The sequence below is a fragment of the Shewanella sp. BJSY2023SW007 genome, from assembly GCF_047314525.1.
Taxonomy (GTDB): domain Bacteria; phylum Pseudomonadota; class Gammaproteobacteria; order Enterobacterales; family Shewanellaceae; genus Shewanella; species Shewanella chilikensis.
In genome coordinates, this window is the sequence record NZ_JBKORL010000027.1 from 18,174 (window position 1) to 37,440 (window position 19,267).

General features: G+C 53.6%; 17 protein-coding genes. 11 read left to right on the forward strand and 6 right to left on the reverse strand.

What is annotated here, in order from left to right:
* The first annotated feature begins 358 nt into the window (after positions 1-358).
* Together ACMHXE_RS05050 and ACMHXE_RS05055 are read left to right on the forward strand one after the other, a co-directional pair.
* Complete coding sequence (locus tag ACMHXE_RS05050; RefSeq protein WP_101053809.1) at positions 359-1,672, forward strand: aromatic amino acid transport family protein; 1,314 nt, start codon at positions 359-361, stop codon at positions 1,670-1,672.
* Between the two features lie 15 nt (positions 1,673-1,687).
* Entirely contained in the window at positions 1,688-3,052 is a 1,365-nt protein-coding gene (locus ACMHXE_RS05055; RefSeq protein ID WP_101053806.1) for an L-serine ammonia-lyase, read from the forward strand.
* A gap of 2 nt (positions 3,053-3,054) precedes the next feature.
* On the opposite strand, the gene ACMHXE_RS05060 is transcribed toward ACMHXE_RS05055, so the two are convergent.
* Complete coding sequence (locus ACMHXE_RS05060) at positions 3,055-3,504, reverse strand: N-acetyltransferase family protein (RefSeq protein WP_413731566.1); 450 nt, start codon at positions 3,502-3,504, stop codon at positions 3,055-3,057.
* A gap of 287 nt (positions 3,505-3,791) precedes the next feature.
* Here ACMHXE_RS05060 and ACMHXE_RS05065 point away from each other — a divergent pair, with 287 nt between their 5' ends.
* The gene (locus tag ACMHXE_RS05065) at positions 3,792-5,114 is read left to right on the forward strand and encodes a dicarboxylate/amino acid:cation symporter (RefSeq protein ID WP_039033182.1); all 1,323 of its coding nucleotides are present in this window, start codon (positions 3,792-3,794) and stop codon (positions 5,112-5,114) included.
* Positions 5,115-5,175: 61 nt separating this feature from the next.
* Here the strand turns inward: ACMHXE_RS05065 and ACMHXE_RS05070 are convergent, their stop codons facing one another.
* On the reverse strand, positions 5,176-5,589 hold the full coding sequence (locus tag ACMHXE_RS05070) for an META domain-containing protein (RefSeq protein WP_101053799.1): 414 nt from the start codon (positions 5,587-5,589) through the stop codon (positions 5,176-5,178).
* Between the two features lie 124 nt (positions 5,590-5,713).
* Here ACMHXE_RS05070 and ACMHXE_RS05075 point away from each other — a divergent pair, with 124 nt between their 5' ends.
* The gene (locus tag ACMHXE_RS05075) at positions 5,714-5,893 is read left to right on the forward strand and encodes a hypothetical protein (protein WP_101053796.1); all 180 of its coding nucleotides are present in this window, start codon (positions 5,714-5,716) and stop codon (positions 5,891-5,893) included.
* A 56-nt stretch (positions 5,894-5,949) separates the two neighbouring features.
* Here ACMHXE_RS05075 and ACMHXE_RS05080 read toward each other — a convergent pair whose 3' ends face one another.
* Both ACMHXE_RS05080 and ACMHXE_RS05085 read right to left on the reverse strand, forming a co-directional pair.
* Positions 5,950-6,810 (reverse strand): diguanylate cyclase domain-containing protein, encoded by an 861-nt coding sequence (locus ACMHXE_RS05080; RefSeq protein WP_224866136.1) that lies wholly within the window; start codon positions 6,808-6,810, stop codon positions 5,950-5,952.
* 120 nt (positions 6,811-6,930) lie between these two features.
* On the reverse strand, positions 6,931-7,884 hold the full coding sequence (locus ACMHXE_RS05085) for a deoxycytidine triphosphate deaminase (RefSeq protein WP_101053788.1): 954 nt from the start codon (positions 7,882-7,884) through the stop codon (positions 6,931-6,933).
* A gap of 129 nt (positions 7,885-8,013) precedes the next feature.
* On the opposite strand from ACMHXE_RS05085, the gene ACMHXE_RS05090 reads away from it, so the two are divergent.
* Positions 8,014-8,550, forward strand: a complete 537-nt coding sequence (locus ACMHXE_RS05090) for a hypothetical protein (RefSeq protein WP_146225996.1) — start codon at positions 8,014-8,016, stop codon at positions 8,548-8,550.
* Between the two features lie 26 nt (positions 8,551-8,576).
* A complete protein-coding gene (locus ACMHXE_RS05095; RefSeq protein ID WP_025010014.1) occupies positions 8,577-8,906 on the forward strand; it encodes a hypothetical protein in 330 nt (109 codons plus the stop codon).
* Positions 8,907-8,965: 59 nt separating this feature from the next.
* Here the strand turns inward: ACMHXE_RS05095 and metK are convergent, their stop codons facing one another.
* On the reverse strand, positions 8,966-10,117 hold the full coding sequence (gene metK / locus ACMHXE_RS05100; RefSeq protein ID WP_071475766.1) for a methionine adenosyltransferase: 1,152 nt from the start codon (positions 10,115-10,117) through the stop codon (positions 8,966-8,968).
* A gap of 444 nt (positions 10,118-10,561) precedes the next feature.
* Between metK and tkt the strand changes: the two genes are divergently transcribed.
* The 4 genes from tkt (at position 10,562) to fba (ending at position 16,148) form a co-directional block, all read left to right on the forward strand.
* Positions 10,562-12,556, forward strand: coding sequence for a transketolase (tkt, locus tag ACMHXE_RS05105; protein ID WP_165565564.1), 1,995 nt, complete (start codon positions 10,562-10,564; stop codon positions 12,554-12,556).
* A 131-nt stretch (positions 12,557-12,687) separates the two neighbouring features.
* Positions 12,688-13,704 carry an erythrose-4-phosphate dehydrogenase gene (epd, locus tag ACMHXE_RS05110; protein WP_101058245.1) on the forward strand — a complete coding sequence of 339 codons (1,017 nt, stop codon included), beginning with the start codon at positions 12,688-12,690 and terminating at the stop codon, positions 13,702-13,704.
* 87 nt (positions 13,705-13,791) lie between these two features.
* Positions 13,792-14,967: a phosphoglycerate kinase gene (locus tag ACMHXE_RS05115; protein ID WP_224866138.1), complete on the forward strand. Its 1,176-nt coding sequence runs from the start codon at positions 13,792-13,794 to the stop codon at positions 14,965-14,967.
* 113 nt (positions 14,968-15,080) lie between these two features.
* A complete protein-coding gene (gene fba / locus ACMHXE_RS05120) occupies positions 15,081-16,148 on the forward strand; it encodes a class II fructose-bisphosphate aldolase (protein ID WP_039033070.1) in 1,068 nt (355 codons plus the stop codon).
* A gap of 162 nt (positions 16,149-16,310) precedes the next feature.
* Here the strand turns inward: fba and ACMHXE_RS05125 are convergent, their stop codons facing one another.
* Positions 16,311-17,726, reverse strand: a complete 1,416-nt coding sequence (locus ACMHXE_RS05125; RefSeq protein ID WP_101053769.1) for a PLP-dependent aminotransferase family protein — start codon at positions 17,724-17,726, stop codon at positions 16,311-16,313.
* A gap of 141 nt (positions 17,727-17,867) precedes the next feature.
* Here ACMHXE_RS05125 and ACMHXE_RS05130 point away from each other — a divergent pair, with 141 nt between their 5' ends.
* On the forward strand, positions 17,868-19,265 hold the full coding sequence (locus tag ACMHXE_RS05130; protein ID WP_165565561.1) for a cytochrome ubiquinol oxidase subunit I: 1,398 nt from the start codon (positions 17,868-17,870) through the stop codon (positions 19,263-19,265).
* Positions 19,266-19,267 lie beyond the last annotated feature (2 nt).

Sequence of the window (19,267 nt, forward strand, 5' to 3'; positions counted from 1 at the left end):
CCGGTTTGTTAATAAAATTACAACTTGGACCGTGACCACTGTCGGGTTTTAATTCAGCCTTGTTGAGTCATGTCATATTTTTATCTCGAACGTGCCGGTGATCTCTGTTGCTGTTTTTCTCTGCAAACCTGATGCTTTACCGGCTGACATTCAAGGTAGCGTCTGTGTTTCCACGGCTTTGCGGGGTGGAATCAACTTGTTGCTTAATTGAAATTTTATTACAGCCAAAGGCCGATCTGGATCCCAGTTATGACGTAGAGCTCAAGTTCAGTGTCGTGAATGGCGGTTCAGATCAATTTCTTTGGTGGGCGATTGGCTATGCTTGCCGCCAATTAAAGCCGAAGTTAAGGTAATCCTTATGCAACAAGAGATCACAGGTACGCAGGTTCAAGACGCAGTACTGACCCCCACCACACCGGGAAAGGGACAAGTGTCAGGCTCACTGGCCTGGACGGCCCAGGATACCACCTGGATGCTGAGTCTGTTTGGCACTGCCGTGGGCGCCGGGATCCTGTTTTTACCTATGAATGCCGGTCTCGGTGGTTTTTGGCCGCTGTTGTTGCTGACCATTTTGATAGGTCCCATGACCTATCTTTCTCACCGGGGCTTGTCTCGCTTTGTTTGTGCCTCGAAGATTGAAGGCAGTGATATCACTCAAGTGGTCGAGGAGTACTTCGGTGTTGGCGCAGGTCGCGCCATTACCTGGCTCTATTTTTTGGCCATCTACCCCATTGTGTTGATTTATGGCGTGAGTATTACCAATACGGTTGACAGTTTTATGGTGCATCAATTGGGGATGGCATCTTTGCCGCGTTGGTTACTGTCCGGTGCTTTGATTGCCGGTATGATGGCCGTGATGGTGGCCGGTGAGCGGCTGATGCTCAAAGTGACTCAATTCCTGGTTTATCCTCTGGTTGGCATCTTGCTGTTTATGTCGCTCTATCTCATTCCCGATTGGAAGCTGGATGCCTTGATGCAGGTTCCTTCGGCCGGAGAGTTTCTCGGTATTGTTTGGGTCACCATCCCTGTGTTGATCTTCTCCTTTAACCATTCTCCGGCAATTTCCCAGTTTGCGGTATCACTGAAGCGGGAACATGGCGCCAATGCGGCCAAGAAGGCCGATATGATCTTGCGTAATACTGCCATGATGTTGCTGGGGTTTGTGATGCTGTTTGTGTTTTCCTGTGTACTGGCCATGAGTCCGGCACAACTGGCACAAGCCAAGGCATCCAACCTACCGATTTTGTCTTACCTGGCCAATATCCATGACAGTGCGTTTATCAGCTATGTGGGGCCGGTTGTTGCGTTTGTGGCCATAGTTTCCTCTTTCTTTGGCCACTATCTGGGAGCCACTGAAGGGTTGAAGGGAATTGCCTCCAAACAGTTGCCATTCGTTCGAGAGCGTTGCAGCGACAAGGGGCTGAATCGCGGTATTCAGCTGTTTATGTTTCTGACTGTTTGGGGCGCGGCAATCGCCAACCCCAGTATCCTGACTATGATTGAAGCTCTGGGCGGCCCAGTGATCGCGGCCATTCTCTACCTGATGCCTATGTATGCTGTTTACAAAGTACCGGCACTCAAAGCCTATCGCGGTCGTTTGAGCAACATCTTTGTGATAGTGGCGGGTTTGATGTCCATGACCGCCATTTTTTACTCCTTCTTCCAAGGATAAGTTACTGAGGTGAGCATGTTCAGTACCTTTGATATTTTCAAGATAGGTGTGGGCCCTTCCAGCTCTCATACTGTAGGCCCTATGAAGGCGGCGCGGGATTTTGTCGAGCAGCTGCATCTTGAAGGACGTTTGAGTCGGCTAACCCGGGTAAGTGTCGATGTTTATGGTTCACTGTCGCTGACCGGCAAGGGCCACCATACAGATATCGCCATCATTATGGGGTTGGCGGGCAATAGTCCGGAGGCTGTGGATATAGATGCGATCCCGGCATTTATCCAGCAGGTGCAGGCCTGTGGTGAACTCGTGCTCGGACACGGGCACAAGGTGGCCTTTCCGGCCGATGCCGTGCAGTTTCATAGTGAGACCCTGCCGCTGCATGAAAATGCCATGCGGCTCACCGCCTGGGCCGGTGAGCTGGTATTGACCAGCAAGACCTACTATTCCATCGGCGGTGGTTTTGTGGTGGAAGAGGCCGACTTTGGTAAACAAGTTGCGAGTGAGCAGAGCTTACCTTACCCCTTTACCAATGCCGAAGAGTTGCTGGCACTGTGCCGCGAACACGGCATGAGTATCAGTGCGCTGATGCTGGCCAATGAAAAGGCGTTGGCTCCAGAGGAGCGCATCTACCGCGGTCTTGGCAATATCTGGCACACAATGAAGCAAGCCATCGACAAGGGATGTCATACCGAAGGGATTCTGGCCGGGCCATTGAGAGTGCCAAGGCGGGCACCGGCACTGTTGCGGCAATTGCAAACCGGGGAGCGTCTTTCCAGCGATCCTATGGTCATAGTCGATTGGGTGAACCTGTTTGCCCTGGCGGTCAGTGAGGAAAATGCGGCCGGTGGTCGGGTAGTGACTTCGCCGACCAATGGAGCGGCCGGGATTATTCCGGCCGTGATGGCCTATTTTGACAAGTTCATTCGTCCTTTGGGGCAGAAGGAGTACAGTCGCTTTTTGCTGACCGCCGCGGCCATAGGTGGGCTTTACAAGCGTAATGCCTCTATCTCGGGTGCCGAAGTAGGGTGTCAGGGTGAGGTCGGGGTTGCCTGCTCCATGGCGGCGGCCGGTTTGGCCGAGCTGATGGGAGCCAGCCCAGCCCAGGTGTGTATGGCGGCCGAAATCGGCATGGAGCACAATCTGGGGCTTACTTGCGATCCTGTCGCCGGGCAGGTTCAAGTGCCCTGTATTGAGCGTAACGCCATTGCCGCCGTGAAGGCGGTTAACTCGGCCCGAATGGCGCTGCGGCGTAACTGTGAGCCCAGAGTCAGCCTGGATAAGGTGATAGCCACCATGTATGAAACCGGCAAGGACATGAGCGCCAAGTACCGGGAAACCAGTCAGGGTGGCCTGGCCATTAAGGTTACCAGTATCTGCGCCTGAACTCAGGCGGGATTTTCTTCATACATCAAGTAGTGGCTCTGACTCATGCCCAGTGACTGGTAAGTTTGCTGGGCACGAGAGTTTTCCTGCTCGACATAGAGCCTGAAGCTGGCGGCGCCCCCCTGGCGCTCTGCCAGCGCTTTGACCTCCTGATACAGGGCGCGGTAGATCCCCTTGCGTCTGTGCTCGGGTTTGATATAGACACTCTGGATCCAGAAGTAGTCGGCGGCGCGCCAGTCACTCCATTCATAGGTAACCATCAAGGAGCCTGCAATCTCTCCATCGATCTCCGCCACCAGATAAAAACCTTTGGCGGGGTTTTCCAATAGAGTGCTGACGCCACGGCTCAGGGTGTCGCTATCCAGTGCCAATCCTTCGGTTTCCTGTGCCATCGCCTGGTTGAAGGCCACCAGGGCCTCGGTGTCTTTTGGGGTACCTTTTCTTAGCAGCATAATTATTCCTTTGAGTTCTGTTTGCTTCGGAGTGTTTGTGGGGCGGGGCACAATTTATCAGCAGTCAGGTGTAGGCGCAAAGGGGACTGGATCAAAGTGTCACTTCCGGCTTTGCTCGGATTATCAAGTGCCAACTCATGGTTACTCCCTCAGGAACCGGGCAGCGTGATACAGATCATCCTTGCGGAAGGTGCTCTGTGCTAAACTCGCGCACCGGCCTTGATGTCTGATCTCGGCCATCTGCCAAGGAAATGGCCCCTCTCTTTTTCAAATATCAAGGTTTACACATGTCAAAACACGAACCTTCACGCATCGGCCGTCTGTGGTCACGCTGGTCGGGGCTGCCTTTGTGGCTGAAGATACTGATAGGTATGGTTCTGGGGATGAGCACAGGACTGATGCTGGGTAAAGATGCCATCTATCTCAAGCCGATAGGGACTCTGTTCGTCAACACTATCAAGATGCTGATAGTGCCTTTGGTGTTCTGCTCGCTGATAGTGGGGGTGACCTCAATGCAGGATACCGCCAAGATGGGGCGGATAGGTTTTAAATCCTTTGCTTTCTACCTGGGTACCACTTCCATTGCCATCAGCCTGGGGTTGATTGTCGGTTCTGTCATACGTCCGGGATCCGGCTTGAGCATGACACCTGAAATCGGTACCGAAAAGGTTGCCCAGGCCCCCTCTTTGATGGAAACCCTGATCAACATAGTGCCTACCAATCCAGTATCGGCTTTGGCCGAAGGGCAGATACTGCAAGTGATAGTGTTTGCGGTAGCGCTGGGGATTGCCCTGGTGTTGATAGGGGAACATGGCAAGCCTGCGATTCGGGTATTCGAGAGCCTGGCAGAAGCTATGTATAAACTGACCGATATGGTGATGAGTCTGGCGCCCTACGGGGTGTTTGGCTTGATGGCTTGGGTCGCCGGTGAGTATGGCATGGAGATGTTGTTGCCGCTCATTAAGGTGATTGTTGCCGTTTATATCGGTTGTTTCCTGCATATTGTCGGCTTCTACAGCTTGGTCTTGAGTGTCTTTGCCCGTCTCAATCCATTGCATTTCTTTAAGGGTATAAGCAATGCCATGGCTGTCGCCTTCACCACGTCAAGCTCGGCGGGGAGCTTGCCGGCCAGTATGAAGTGTGCCAGTGAGTACTTGGGGGTGAACAAGAAGATCTCCAGTTTTGTGCTACCGCTGGGTACCACTATCAATATGGATGGCACCGCACTCTACCAAGGGGTGACTGCGCTGTTTGTGGCTCAGGCCTTTGGCATAGACCTCACCTGGGTGGACTACATCACTATTATTCTGACAGCGACGCTGGCTTCTATAGGTACTGCAGGTGTGCCCGGCGCCGGTTTGGTGATGTTGACGCTGGTGCTGACCACAGTAGGTTTGCCGCTGGAAGGGGTGGCGATTATTGCCGGTATCGACCGTATTCTGGATATGGCCCGCACTGTGGTTAACGTCTCCGGCGACTTGGTGGCAACTACTGTGATTGCCAAGTCGGAAAATGAATTGGATATTGAACACTATAATGCCGATATGCAGCAGAGTGCTCTGATAGCTGAACAGAATGCCGTTGACACTATAGAGCATGGTCGTAATTGATATGAGTTACATAAATGAAAAAACCGCCTGAAGGCGGTTTTTTTATGACTGAAGGGAAAAATCAGAGGCTGCTGAGTTGCAGCAGAACCTGGCCGTCAACCCCCTTGAGCAAGAGTTTGCCATTGCTGATTTCACCTTGGGTCACCTGAGGTAGGGCCTGCATCACCAGTTGTTCTTGGGCCATCAGTGCATCGACACAGGCTTTCATTGTGCTGCCGGCGGGGGAGAGCTTTAACTTCAAGCCTTCCTGGGAATAGGTGCCGAAGAAGTTATTGCAGCTGTTGTTACCTGACAATTTGCCATCCTTGGTAAAAACCAGCTGGGCGGGACTGTAATCTATTGTCGGTTGTCCCATAATGCTTTCTACTTGCCAGCTGCCTTCCAGTGGCAGAAACTGACCTTGGGTATCCGGGGTGGTTTGGCAGGCAGCCAGACCAAATAGCAGCGCAGCAGCTACGAGAGTTTTCTTAATCATGGTCATTTTTCCATTAGTCTATAAAGCCTTTATAGTGTGACAAGAATAACGCGGATTAAAAAGGGGGAGAAGGGTGATATCCAATGCTAACTCAGTGATAGGCCTTCTAAAGTTGTTACATTGGATGGGAGTGTTAATGCTGCTTGGCGGTATTGGGCTTTATATGTTGACCACTATGGCGCTAGAGGTCAGCGGAATGTTGACTATTGCCTCGCTGATAGGCTTGGGCTTGGTATTTATGTCGCCATATCCTGTGGTTATCTTTATCCAATGGGCCAAGGCACAGGATCAAAAACCGCAATAATCGCCCAAGTTCGTAGCTTGGTTTACTCAACATAAGCGGCTTATGCCGGATTGGCGTTAAGTTTTATATTGCAGTAGATCTTGCTCTGCCTGTTCCAACATAGGTGAAAGTTTGAAGTGGGAGTCAGGTGCAAAGAAGCTTTTCCCAACCAGCAGTTGTAGGCCGCAATCGCTGCGACTGACCTGCTTTTTTAGGCGGCTGGTGAGAATATCCAAATGCGCTTGGTTGTCTACAAATGCCAGGATAATGAATTGGCTTTTATTCAACCTGGTGCAGATATCGGCTTCACGCATGTTTTCCAGTATCACCCTTGCCAGTATTTTCAGGGCCTTATCTTGTTGTAGTCCGGCAATACGGTTTGAGTTAAGTTCCTTGCCTTCCAACAGTAAAAGTCCGGCATGGGAGCCCAAACGGCGACTAAGACTCAACTGCCTTGGTGCCAGTAGATTAAAGCCCCTGGGATTGAGCATACCTGTGAGTTCATCTTGCAAAGACAGAGACTCCATCTGCTCCATCAATTGCAACTGTCCAAGCTCACTTTTGAGCAGCGCCAACATAGGCTCGAGCAAAGACTGCAACTGCTCTATCGCCACCTTGGGTTTGCCATTGAGGATCAGTAATTCACCAAACAGCTTGCCATCGGACCAATGAAGTGGGTAATTGATGGTCTTGGCCGGGTTAGCAGCAAAGTGTTGCAGCATAGAGGCAATATCTTCAAATTCAGTTGGGATTTCAGCCGCCGAACTGTAGCTCAATACCTGAACTTGAGTATCAGGCATATACTGCAGCAGTAATACGGTTTGTGCATGAAATATTTCTCTGACAGTGGTTAAGCGGTTTTGCCAATGGCTGAGCTTTAAAGGGTCGTTGGGGTGGTCTCTTAAGCCAGTGGTTTTCTCCGTCAGTGGCGCATGCATATAGTTATCGTATTTTTGATGGCTGGGATTGCCTCAGGATACCTAACCGTTCTCGTTAATGAAATGCAAAGAATCGGTTATTGGATCTAAGTCTTTTTAATGCTTGTTCTGTGCTTTGAATCAAGGCTTTTCTGTTTCTTTCTTTTGTTTGGATGACTTGAGTCCTGCTCTGGCACTTTCCAGCATGGGTGCCAGCTTGGCTGCTGAATCCGGGCTGAAAAAGCAACTGCTGGAGTCCAACTGCAATGGTGCCGAAAACTGGTTCATCTGCCGTTCAAGGCGTTTGATAATGTGTTCCAGATCCCGTTCCAGGTCGACAAACACCAGCAAGACGTATTGGCTGTCGTTGTAGTGGGCGGCAATATCCGCGGTTCTTATGGTACTGAGGATCAGGTTGCCGAGTTCCTTATGATGACGTGCCAGCGTTTCGGCATCCATATTCACACCAGGTACCAACTCAAAAAAAATAATGCCTGAATGAGCACCGAAGCGGCGACCGAGATTGAGCTGTCTGGGCGCCATCATAATGAAACCATAACGGTTGAGTATGCCGGTATCCCGGTCACGCATGGATAGCGATTCGATTCTATGGCTTTGGCATAGGAGCGCCAAGTCTTGCTGTAGCAGAATTTGAAACGGTTCCAGCATATAAGGGCTTATGTGCTGCTGCTCGCTGGCATGGGCATTGATGACACACAGGCAACCGAATACTGAACCGTCGGGCCAGAGCACTGGCCGGGATAGAATTCCCAGGACATTGCTGAACTCTTTTGGGTTGTCATCATTGGTGGAGCGGGTGAGATCCAGATTGACGCCCTCGGGTGGGCTATCGACCATACGCTGGAATACACTTTCATCTGCAGAGAATACCTTGCCGGGCGGGAACCTGTGGCTGGCATCGGCGGCGCTGACAATGACTTCGAATCCCTGATCTGTCTTTTGCAGCACAAAGACTTTGTCGGCCTGGTAGTAACGTTTCATTAGCTCACATTGATGCATCCAGCGAATAAGGTTGAGTCTGTGGCTTTCATTTTCCAATAGGCTCTTGCCTGGGTCTATGGTATCCGGGAGCATGTCTCTTCCTGAGTGAAGTGGCTTAAGTTCAACTTTAAGTGTGGAAGCAGTATGGGAATTTCGCAAATCGAGTGCGGCTCAAACCTGCTTTGGCTATAATGCGGCTTCTTTTATTGCTGAGTCTTTTTAATGCCGAAAACCATGCAATACCGCCAGGCCGAGGCGGCCGATGTTGAGACGATAGCTTGTCTGGAGCAGCGCTTCGGCCAGGATGAATTGAGTGCCAGAGAGCGTACACAGGGCATGCAAGGGCAGGGTTTTTCGGCCAAGGAGCTTGAACCTCTGGTGGCTTCCGGTCATGTATGGCTGGCGTTGGACGCGACTAAGGTAGTCGGTTATCTGATAAGCGGCAGTTGGGATAAACTCAAGCATTCGCCTTTGTGTCAGGCCCTCTGTCGGCAACTGGCCCAGAATCGCTTTGACCTGGGGCTGAACTGGCAGCAGACTCTGAATTACGGCCCGGTTTGGGTGCATCCTGATTATCGTGGCAAGGGCGTGTTTGATAAGCTTTACGGCGCCGCCAGAGCCAACATCAGTGCGCCTTGGCTGGCACTGATCGCCGAGGACAACGAGGCGTCTATACGTGCCCATAGCCGGGATGGCCGCATGCGCACCCTGGACTTTGTCACCCTTTGTGGCAGGGATTTTTATCTGCTGCTGGGGTAACAGTTGCTTTTACGCGGGAGAGTAAGATGCAAAACACGCCAGAAACCCTACTGCAAGCCTGTGAGTCGCTAAGGCTCTCTGCCTGGGATAATGTCAGATACCTGGTGTCTGTTTTAGCGCTGCAGGGCGAGCAGGCAAAGGCTTTTGAAGCCCAAATCGATGGCAAGCCGCATTATCTGCTGCAAGCCTTGGGCGTTTGTTTTGACTGTGGGCGCAGCAACAGTTATCAGGTGCAGATCCGTCTATTGACCGACACCGAATTCACTCCAATGAAAGTGTTGGATATCACGCCGCTATCGGCCGAGCAGTTGGGTTACCTCTGTATGGAAACGGCCCATTTCGATCACTGTTACTGAGTGTCAGCCCGGCAGATATAAAAAAACCGCCCTGAGGCGGTTTTTACAAGCTGAGTCTATTACAGACCTGCGTCGGCGCGCAGGGCTTCAGCCTTGTTGGTTTGCTCCCATGGGAACTCGTCACGGCCGAAGTGACCGTAAGCGGCGGTGCCTTGATAGATGGGACGCGCCAGATCCAGCATCTCGGTCAGGCCGTATGGACGCAGATCGAAGTGCTGACGTACCAACTGGATAAGCAATTCTTGCGAGACTTTGCCTGTACCGAAGGTTTCCACACTGATGGAGGTCGGTTCGGCCACACCAATGGCGTAAGACACCTGGATTTCACAGCGATCCGCCAGACCTGCAGCCACTATGTTCTTGGCAACGTAACGGGCAGCGTAAGCGGCGCTACGGTCAACCTTGGATGGGTCTTTACCTGAGAAGGCGCCACCACCGTGACGGGCCATGCCGCCGTAGGTATCAACAATGATCTTGCGACCGGTCAAACCACAGTCACCCATAGGGCCACCGATAACGAAACGGCCGGTTGGGTTGATGAAGTACTTGGTGTCCTTGTTCAGCCACTGGGCAGGCAATACCGGCTTGATGATGGTTTCCATCACGCCTTCCACCAGATCCGCTTGGCTGACGCTTTCGCAATGCTGGGTAGAAAGTACCACGGCATCGATACCGACAATCTTGTTGTCTTCGTAGGCGAAAGTCACCTGAGACTTGGCATCGGGGCGCAGCCAAGGCAGAGCGCCGCTCTTGCGGACTTCTGACTGGCGCTTAACCAACTGGTGAGCGTAGGTGATAGGAGCCGGCATCAGCACGTCGGTCTCATTGCTGGCGTAACCAAACATCAGACCCTGGTCACCGGCACCCTGTTCTTTGGGATCGGCACGGTCTACACCCTGGTTGATATCGGGGGACTGCTTGCCGATGGCGTTCAGTACCGCACAGCTGTCGGCATCAAAACCCATATCCGAGTGGGTATAACCTATTTCGCGAACGGTTTTACGGGTCAGTTCTTCAATATCGACCCAGGCAGAGGTGGTGACTTCACCGGCTACCAGTACCATACCTGTCTTGACCAAGGTTTCACAGGCTACGCGGGCCTTGGGATCCTGAGCCAGAATCGCGTCGAGTACCGCATCAGAAATCTGATCGGCGATTTTATCTGGATGTCCTTCTGAGACTGACTCAGAGGTAAACAAGTGTTTTGCCATAATTCGGAAAATCTCGTCTGTGGAATTCAAACGTGTAGAAGCATCTACATCTAGACGGCCATTTTAGTGGAATTCGACTGGGATGACACCCCTTGTCGCAAATATTTGTGCGCCATGGCGCAGGAATCGGCCCAAATGACTAAGAGCTTTTTCCACTGTTTTCAGCTATTTTGCTGAAATGTATCAGGTTCATCTGTATCTGGATGGGGTTTTTCCTATGGCGCTTTAACCCAGGCAGCCGCATTGAAAGCGATCAGCGGACAGGCAAGTTGACAGCTTTGTGAGCGGTAAGCTTCGTAAATGAGGTGCAAATGTAAACACAAAGCAAAGCCTGGGCTGCTTTTGCCGTCGTGAGAGGGTGAATTTTATTTGCGTCCTTCTGCCCGGTAGGGGAAAATATGACTCCATTTTGCCCAAGACCTCTAAGATCAAGCAGGAGAGAGCATGTCTTCCCGTAAAGAACTCGCTAACGCTATCCGTGTTTTAAGTATGGACGCTGTCCAAAAGGCCAATTCCGGCCACCCCGGTGCTCCCATGGGGATGGCAGATATCGCCGAAGTCCTGTGGCGGGATCACCTCAAGCACAACCCTGTGAACCCTCAATGGGCCGACCGCGACCGCTTTGTGCTGTCAAACGGCCATGGTTCCATGCTGCATTACTCACTGCTGCATCTGGCGGGTTATGATCTGGGCATTGAAGATCTCAAGCAGTTCCGTCAACTGCACTCACGCACTCCGGGCCATCCTGAATATGGTTATGCTCCCGGCATCGAAACCACCACAGGGCCTCTGGGGCAAGGCATCACCAATGCCGTAGGTATGGCGATTGCGGAAAAGGCTCTGGCGGCTCAGTTTAACCGTGACGGTCACGATATTGTCGATCATCACACTTATGTCTTCATGGGTGACGGTTGCCTGATGGAAGGTATCTCCCATGAGGCCTGCTCACTGGCCGGTACCCTGGGTCTTGGCAAACTGATCGCCTTCTGGGATGACAACGGTATCTCCATCGATGGTCATGTTGAAGGTTGGTTCAGCGATGATACTCCCAAGCGCTTTGAAGCCTATGGCTGGCACGTGGTTGCCGGTGTCGATGGTCACGACCCACAAGCTATTAACGCCGCCATTGAAGCCGCCAAGGCTGATCCGCGTCCATCGCTGATTTGCTGCAAGACCGTAATAGGTTACGGTTCTCCCAACAAGTCCGGTTCTCATGATTGCCACGGTGCGCCACTGGGTGATGCTGAAATCGCCGCCACCCGTGAATTCCTGGGCTGGAAGCACGACCCATTTGTGATCCCATCTGAAATCTATGCCGCCTGGGATGCCAAGGAAGCCGGTAAGGCCGCCGAAAGTAGCTGGAACGACAAGTTCGCCGCCTATGAAGCCGCTCACCCTGCGCTGGCCGCCGAGCTCAAGCGTCGCCTTAACGGTGAACTGCCAGCCAACTTTGACGCCGATGCCAACGCCTATATAGAGCAGTTGCAGGCCAATCCTGCCAATATTGCTTCCCGTAAGGCCTCGCAAAATGCGCTGGAAGCTTTCGGTAAAATGCTACCGGAATTCTTAGGGGGCAGTGCTGACCTGGCGCCTTCCAACCTGACCATGTACTCAGGTTCCAAACCTATTTCGGCCGAAGATGCCAGCGGCAACTACCTGCACTATGGTGTGCGTGAGTTTGGTATGACCGCCATCATCAACGGTATTGCCCTGCACGGCGGGTTTGTTCCTTACGGCGCCACCTTCCTGATGTTTATGGAATACGCCCGTAACGCCATGCGGATGGCTGCGCTGATGAAGGTGCAGAATATTCAAGTCTATACCCACGACTCCATTGGTCTGGGTGAAGATGGCCCGACTCACCAGCCGGTTGAGCAGATTGCCTCTTTGCGTATGACTCCCAACATGAGCACCTGGCGTCCATGTGACCAGGTAGAATCTGCCATCGCCTGGAAGTACGCCATTGAGCGCAAAGACGGCCCAACTTCACTGATCTTCTCGCGTCAGAACCTGACCCAGATGCCACGTAGCGCCGAGCAGCTGAGCGATGTGGCCAAGGGCGGTTATGTGCTGGTGGATTGTGAAGGCACGCCTGAGCTGATCATCATTGCCACCGGCAGCGAAGTCGAGTTGGCAGTTAAGGCCCAGGCTGAGCTGGCCGCTACTGGCGCCAAGGTGCGCGTGGTTTCCATGCCATCTACCGACGTATTTGACCAGCAGGAAGCGGCTTACAAAGAAGCCGTACTGCCAGCCAATGTCACAAAACGATTGGCAGTGGAAGCGGGCATTGCCGATTACTGGTATAAGTATGTCGGCCTGAATGGCCGCATTATTGGCATGACGACTTTCGGTGAGTCAGCGCCTGCCAATCAGTTGTTTGAGATGTTCGGTTTCACTGTCGATAAAGTGGTTGAAGCCGGTAAGGCTCTGCTCGCCTGAGCCGCGCCTGCCTGATTGGAAATGACTGTGCGGCAACCAGGCAATGGAATGCCGCACAGGAAGTGCAACGGCCTGTCAGGAAGACAGGCCGTTACCCAATCAGCATCCCTCATTAGAGGAACAGGATCTCCATGATCAGAGTCGCAATCAATGGTTATGGCCGCATCGGCCGTTCAATTCTCCGTGCCTTATACGAGTCGGGTAAAAGGCAGCAAATTCAGATCGTTGCTATCAATGAACTGGCTAAGCCCGAGGCCATAGTTCACCTCACCAACTATGATACCACCCATGGTCGCTTCCATAGCCGCGCGAGTCTTGCAGACGGCATGATGCAACTGGGGGATGACAGTATCAGACTGTTGGCCGAGCCGGAGGCAAACAAACTGCCCTGGGGCGAGCTGGATATCGACTTGGTGTTTGAAGCCACTGGCGCCCTGTCTGATAGGCAGAGCTGCGAGGCTCATATCCAGGCCGGTGCCCGCCAGGTATTGATAAGCCACCCCTCTTCGGCGGATGTTGATGCCACCATAGTCTATGGCGTCAACCAGGAACTGTTGGCCGCCGAGCACACTGTGGTGTCCAATGCATCCTGTACCACCAACTGTATTGTCCCTGTCATCGATGTGCTGGACCGGCACTTCGGAGTCAAGAGCGGTGCTATTACCACTATCCACTCGGCGATGAATGATCAGCAGGTTATAGATGCCTATCACGACGATCTGCGCCGCACCCGCGCCGCCGGGCAATCGATCATTCCGGTCGACACCAAGCTGGCCCGCGGCATAGAGCGTATCCTGCCGCAGATGAAGGATAAGTTCGAGGCCATTTCAGTGCGGGTGCCCACTATTAATGTCACCGCCATAGATGTGTCTGTGACCCTCAACGACAGAGTGGATATTGCCAAGGTAAACCAGGTGCTGGAACAGGCGACCCATGGCAGGCTTGAGGGCATTCTGGGCTATACTGATGAGCCTCTGGTATCATGCGATTTTAATCATGATCCGCGCTCCAGCGTGGTCGATGGCACCCAGACCCGGGTCAGTGATGGCCAACTGGTGAAGCTGTTGCTTTGGTGCGACAACGAATGGGGCTTTGCCAACCGTATGTTGGATACGGCACTGGCGATGATCAAGGCCCGCAGCGCCTGAGAGGCTGCAACAGATTATTTCAGGGGGCAGGGAAGCTGCCGCCCTTAGTGAAACAGATTTGTTTTTGATTAAGAAGGAAGCGTAAAAATGGCAATTATCAAGATGTCAGAGCTGGATCTTCAGGGCAAGCGTGTGCTTATCCGTGAAGATCTCAACGTGCCTGTGGCCGATGGTGTAGTCACCAGCGACGCGCGTCTGCGGGCGTCACTGCCCACCATCAAGTTGGCACTGGAAAAAGGGGCTGCCGTGATGGTGATGTCCCACCTGGGACGACCAACCGAAGGCGAATATAATGAGGAGTTTTCCCTCAAGCCTGTGGTGGATTATCTGGCTAAGGCGCTGGACTGCCCTGTGCGTCTGGAAAAAGACTATCTGGAAGGCGTTGAAGTTGCCCAAGGCGAAGTGGTGGTGTTTGAAAACGTCCGCTTTAACAAGGGTGAGAAGAAAAACGACGAGGCGCTTTCCAAGCAGCTGGCGGCCCTGTGTGATGTTTATGTGATGGATGCCTTCGGTACCGCTCACCGCGCCCAGGCCTCGACTCATGGTGTCGGCATGTTTGCCCCGATAGCCTGCGCCGGCCCATTGCTGGCGGCTGAGCTGGATGCCCTGGGTAAGGCGATGGATAACCCGGCGCGTCCCTTGGTGGCGATTGTCGGTGGCTCCAAGGTGTCGACCAAGCTGACAGTACTTGAATCTCTTTCCGGCATAGTAGATCAACTGGTGGTGGGTGGTGGTATCGCCAACACCTTTATTGCCGCCGCCGGCCATCCTGTGGGCAAGTCGCTCTATGAAGCCGACCTTATCGATGAAGCCAAGCGCTTGGTGGCCAATGCCCAGAGCCGTGGCGGCGATATCCCCGTGCCTACCGATGTGGTGGTTGGCAAGGAGTTCAGCCCAGCAGCCGTGGCTACCTTGAAACCAGTGGCCGAGGTTGCCGACGATGAGATGATCTTCGACATAGGCCCGGACAGCGCCGAAGCCCTGGCAGCTATCCTGCAACAAGCCGGTACCATAGTCTGGAATGGCCCGGTTGGGGTGTTCGAGTTCGACCAGTTCGGCGAAGGTACCAAGCGTATCGCCCAGGCGATCGCCGAGTCACCGGCCTTCTCCATCGCAGGTGGCGGTGATACTCTGGCCGCCGTGGATAAATACGGTATTGCCGACAAGGTGTCATACATCTCTACCGGCGGTGGCGCCTTCCTCGAGTTCCTCGAAGGTAAAGAGTTACCGGCGGTGGCCATGCTCAAGGCCCGCGGTAACTGAGCAACAGCAAAAGAATTATAAAGAAACCGCTCCCGGCTTTGCCGGGAGCATCAAGTTAAATCCAAGCGATAGCGACCTCGGTGAAGCAATTCACCCTATTACTGGAGTAAAAAATGGCCCTTATTTCCCTACGCCAACTACTGGACCACGCCGCCGAACATGGATACGGTGTCCCCGCGTTCAACGTCAACAACCTGGAGCAGATGCGTGCCATCATGCAGGCCGCCGAAGCCACTGACAGCCCTGTGATTGTGCAGGCTTCTGCCGGTGCCCGTAAGTATGCCCGTCCTCAGTTCCTCAAGTATCTGATGGCTGCTGCCCTCGAGCAGTATCCGGATATCCCTGTGTGTATTCACCAGGATCACGGTACCCACCCTGACGTGTGTCAGCGTTCCATCCAGCTCGGCATGAGCTCTGTGATGATGGACGGTTCCTTGATGTCTGACGGCAAGACTCCTGCCTCTTATGAGTACAACGTCGATGTCACCCGCAAGACAGTGGCGTTTGCCCACGCCTGTGGTGTTTCTGTTGAAGGTGAAATCGGTTGTCTGGGTAGCCTGGAAACCGGTATGGCCGGTGAAGAAGACGGTATCGGCGCCGAAGGCACTCTGAGCCATGAGCAGATGCTGACCAGCCCGGAAGAAGCCGCCCGCTTCGTGGCCGACACTCATGTGGATGCCCTGGCCATCGCCATAGGTACCAGTCACGGTGCTTACAAGTTCAGCCGCAAGCCTACCGGCGATGTGCTGCGTATCGACCGTATTAAAGAGATCCACGCCCGTATCCCCAACACTCACCTGGTTATGCACGGATCTTCTTCTGTACCTCAGGAGTGGCTGCAGATCATCAACCAGTATGGTGGCGCGATCCCTGAAACTTACGGCGTGCCGCTGGAAGAGATTGTTGAAGGCATCAAGCACGGTGTGCGTAAGGTTAACATCGACACAGATTTGCGTCTGGCATCTACCGGTGCGGTACGTAAGTTCCTGGCCGAAAACCCAACTGAGTTTGATCCACGCAAATTCCTCAAGGCTTCCATGGAAGCCATGGCCGACATCTGTACCGTGCGCTACGAAGCCTTCGGTTGTGCCGGTATGGGTTCCAAGATCAAGCCGCTGTCACTGCAGGCCATGTACAAGCGTTATCAGACCGGCGAACTGGATCCACAGATCAACCTGTAATTCCGTTCTCTGTATTGAAGCCCGCTTTCGCGGGCTTTTTTACTTTTAGTTTCCAGAGTGTAAACCTGAGGTGGATGCTTGGTGTTGATCTTTGGCGGCCACGATACACTCGGATGATAGGGCTGAGGTTGGCGGAGTGTTATCCGGATGGCTCTTGAGTCATCACAACGCCTTTTTGATAAGCTTGGCCAAGTTGGCGATTGATTGCTCCAACTTTGGTCCGCCAGGCAGTGAGGCATTGATGCGAAAACAGTGGCTGAACTCCCGGTGCGCCGAGAACATCTGCCCCGGCGCCAGGCTTATTCCTTGTGAGAGTGCCTGGCGATAGAGCTCTGTGGTGTCCCGCCCCTCGGGTAACTCTACCCAGAGAAAATAGCCGCCATCGCCATAATGCACTCTGACACTGTCGGGTAAGCGGCTCTTCAATGCCTGCCAGGTGGCGAATTTTCGTTGTTCCAAAGTGCGTCTCAATTGCCGCAGGTGGGTCTCATAGCTGCGGGTCGACAGGTAGTGGGCCAGCGCCAATTGCACCGGGGTGCTGGTGGCCAGGGTGCTCATCAGTTGCAGTTTTTGAATACTGAGCGCCATCTTGCCGGCGGCCACCCAACCGACGCGAAAACCGCCCACCAGAGATTTGGAGAAGGAGCCGCAGTGCAGAGTTCTGTCGTCCGGATCGAAGGCCTTGGCCGGCAGGGGCTTCTCCTTGCCGAAATAGAGTTCACTGTAGACATCGTCTTCAATCAAAAAGCAGTCGTGTTCCTGCAGGAGTTTCAGCAAACGACGCTTCTTGTCATCGCTCATACTGCAGCCCAAGGGATTTTGAAAGTTGGTCATTAACCAGCAGGCCTTGACCCTGTGAGTTTGCAGCGCCTGGGCCAGAGACTGTAGATCTATCCCTTCCTGGGGATGGGTGCGAATGGCGAGCGCCTTGAGGCCGAGGCGCTCCAGCGACTGCAGGGCGCCGTAGAAGGCGGGGTTTTCTATCACCACCCAATCCCCGGGACGGGTGACCGCTTGCAGGCTCAGGTTCAATGCCTCCAGAGCCCCTGCGGTGATCACTATTTCATCCGGCGAGATGCTCATTCCCTGCGCCGCGTAGCGCTGGGCTATGATATGCCTGAGCGCCGGGTTCCCGGGTGGCAGATTGTCCAGAGCGCTGGCGGAATCCAGGGTCTTGGCGCTTGAAATCAAGGCCCGGTTCAACTGTTTGTGGGGCGACAGCCCGGGATCCGGGTAGGCAGAGCCAAACCCTGTGATCCCCGGATCGCGACTGGCCTGCAACACTTCAAAGATAAAGGCGTTGATATCCACCGACTCGGCGCGGGTCACAGCACTGGACTGGTGCAGGCCTTGAGGCTTGGGGGCCGCCACTTTAGGGGCGACAAAGTAACCTGAGCGGGGGCGGGAGATTATCCAGCCCTGGCTCTCCAATACCTGATAGGCATGCATCACTGTCATCAAACTCATCTGGCTCTGCTGAGTTTGCTCCCTGAGTGAAGGTAAGCGGTCACCCACCTGCCAGACACCGCTCTGTATCTGCTGCCTCAATTGCTGGATCAGGGTTTCATATTTGGCCATGGTTTACTCTGCTTTATTGCCCGTGCCCAGCATAACAATTATTCAATCTGTTATATATAAAATCATATTTTCTGTATCTATTATAGTTTTGTCTCTGTCCTTAAGATGCCAGCCAGGTTTATTGACCCTTTGAGGTGGTTCATGTTTGGACTGGATGCACTCGAAATGGCACGCATACAGTTTGCCTTCACGGTTTCTTTTCACATTATCTTCCCGGCCATCACCATTGGCCTGGCAAGTTATCTCGCGGTACTGGAAGGGCTTTGGCTCAAAAAGCGTAATCCGGTATACAAGCAGCTGTATCATTTTTGGTCCAAGGTATTTGCGGTCAACTTTGGTATGGGGGTGGTTTCCGGCTTGGTGATGGCTTACCAGTTCGGCACCAACTGGAGCGGCTTTTCCGAGTTTGCCGGCAGTATTACCGGCCCTTTGCTGACCTATGAAGTGCTGACCGCCTTCTTCCTCGAAGCCGGATTTCTGGGGGTGATGCTGTTTGGCTGGAAAAAAGTCGGCGATCAGCTGCACTTCTTCTCCACCTGCATGGTCGCCCTCGGCACCCTAATGTCCATGTTCTGGATCTTGGCCTCCAACAGCTGGATGCACACGCCCCAGGGCTTTGTCATTGAAGCCGGCCAAGTGGTACCTACAGACTGGCTGGCGGTCATCTTCAACCCTTCCTTTATACCGCGTCTTTCGCATATGGCGGTGGCCGCCTTTATCTGCTGCGCCTTGATGGTGGCGGCATCGGGCGCCTGGCATTTGCTTAAAGGCAACGACAACCCGGCGGTGCGCAAGATGTTCTCCATGGCGCTGTGGATGATCCTCGCCTGTGCACCTTTGCAGGCCTTGCTTGGGGATATTCACGGGCTCAATACCCTGGAGCATCAGCCGGCCAAAGTCGCCGCCATGGAAGGGCACTGGGACAACAGCTCAGGGGAGCCGACACCGCTTATCCTGTTTGGCTGGCCCAATATGGAGACAGAAACCACTGACTATGCTCTCAAGATCCCGGCGCTGGCCAGTTTGATCCTGATGCACGATAGCCAAGCCCAGGTGCCGGCGCTGAAGGAGTTTGCCGTGGAAGACAGGCCCAATGTCCCTATCGTCTTCTGGTCATTTCGGGTCATGGTCGGACTGGGCATGTTGATGCTGCTGCTCGGTGTCGTCAGCCTTTGGCTCAGACGCAGTGGTGGCCTGTACCAGAGCCGCTGGTTTCTGCGCTTCAGTCTGTTCATGGGACCATCGGGACTCATAGCGCTGTTGGCCGGTTGGATAACCACGGAAGTGGGGCGGCAACCCTGGATCATTCATGGGGTAATGCGCACCCAGGATGCGGTCTCCGCCCATGGCGAGCTGCATATGAGCCTGAGCCTGCTGGGGTTCTTTGTGGTCTACAGCCTGGTGTTTGGTTTGGGGTATCTCTATCTGCTCAATCTTATCCGTCAGGGGCCGAAGGTCGAGGAAGACTTATCCGAAAGTCCGGCGTTGGTCGGGCGAATTTCACAGTTTCACAGCGACGAGCTGCATAAGGAGAGCTGAGT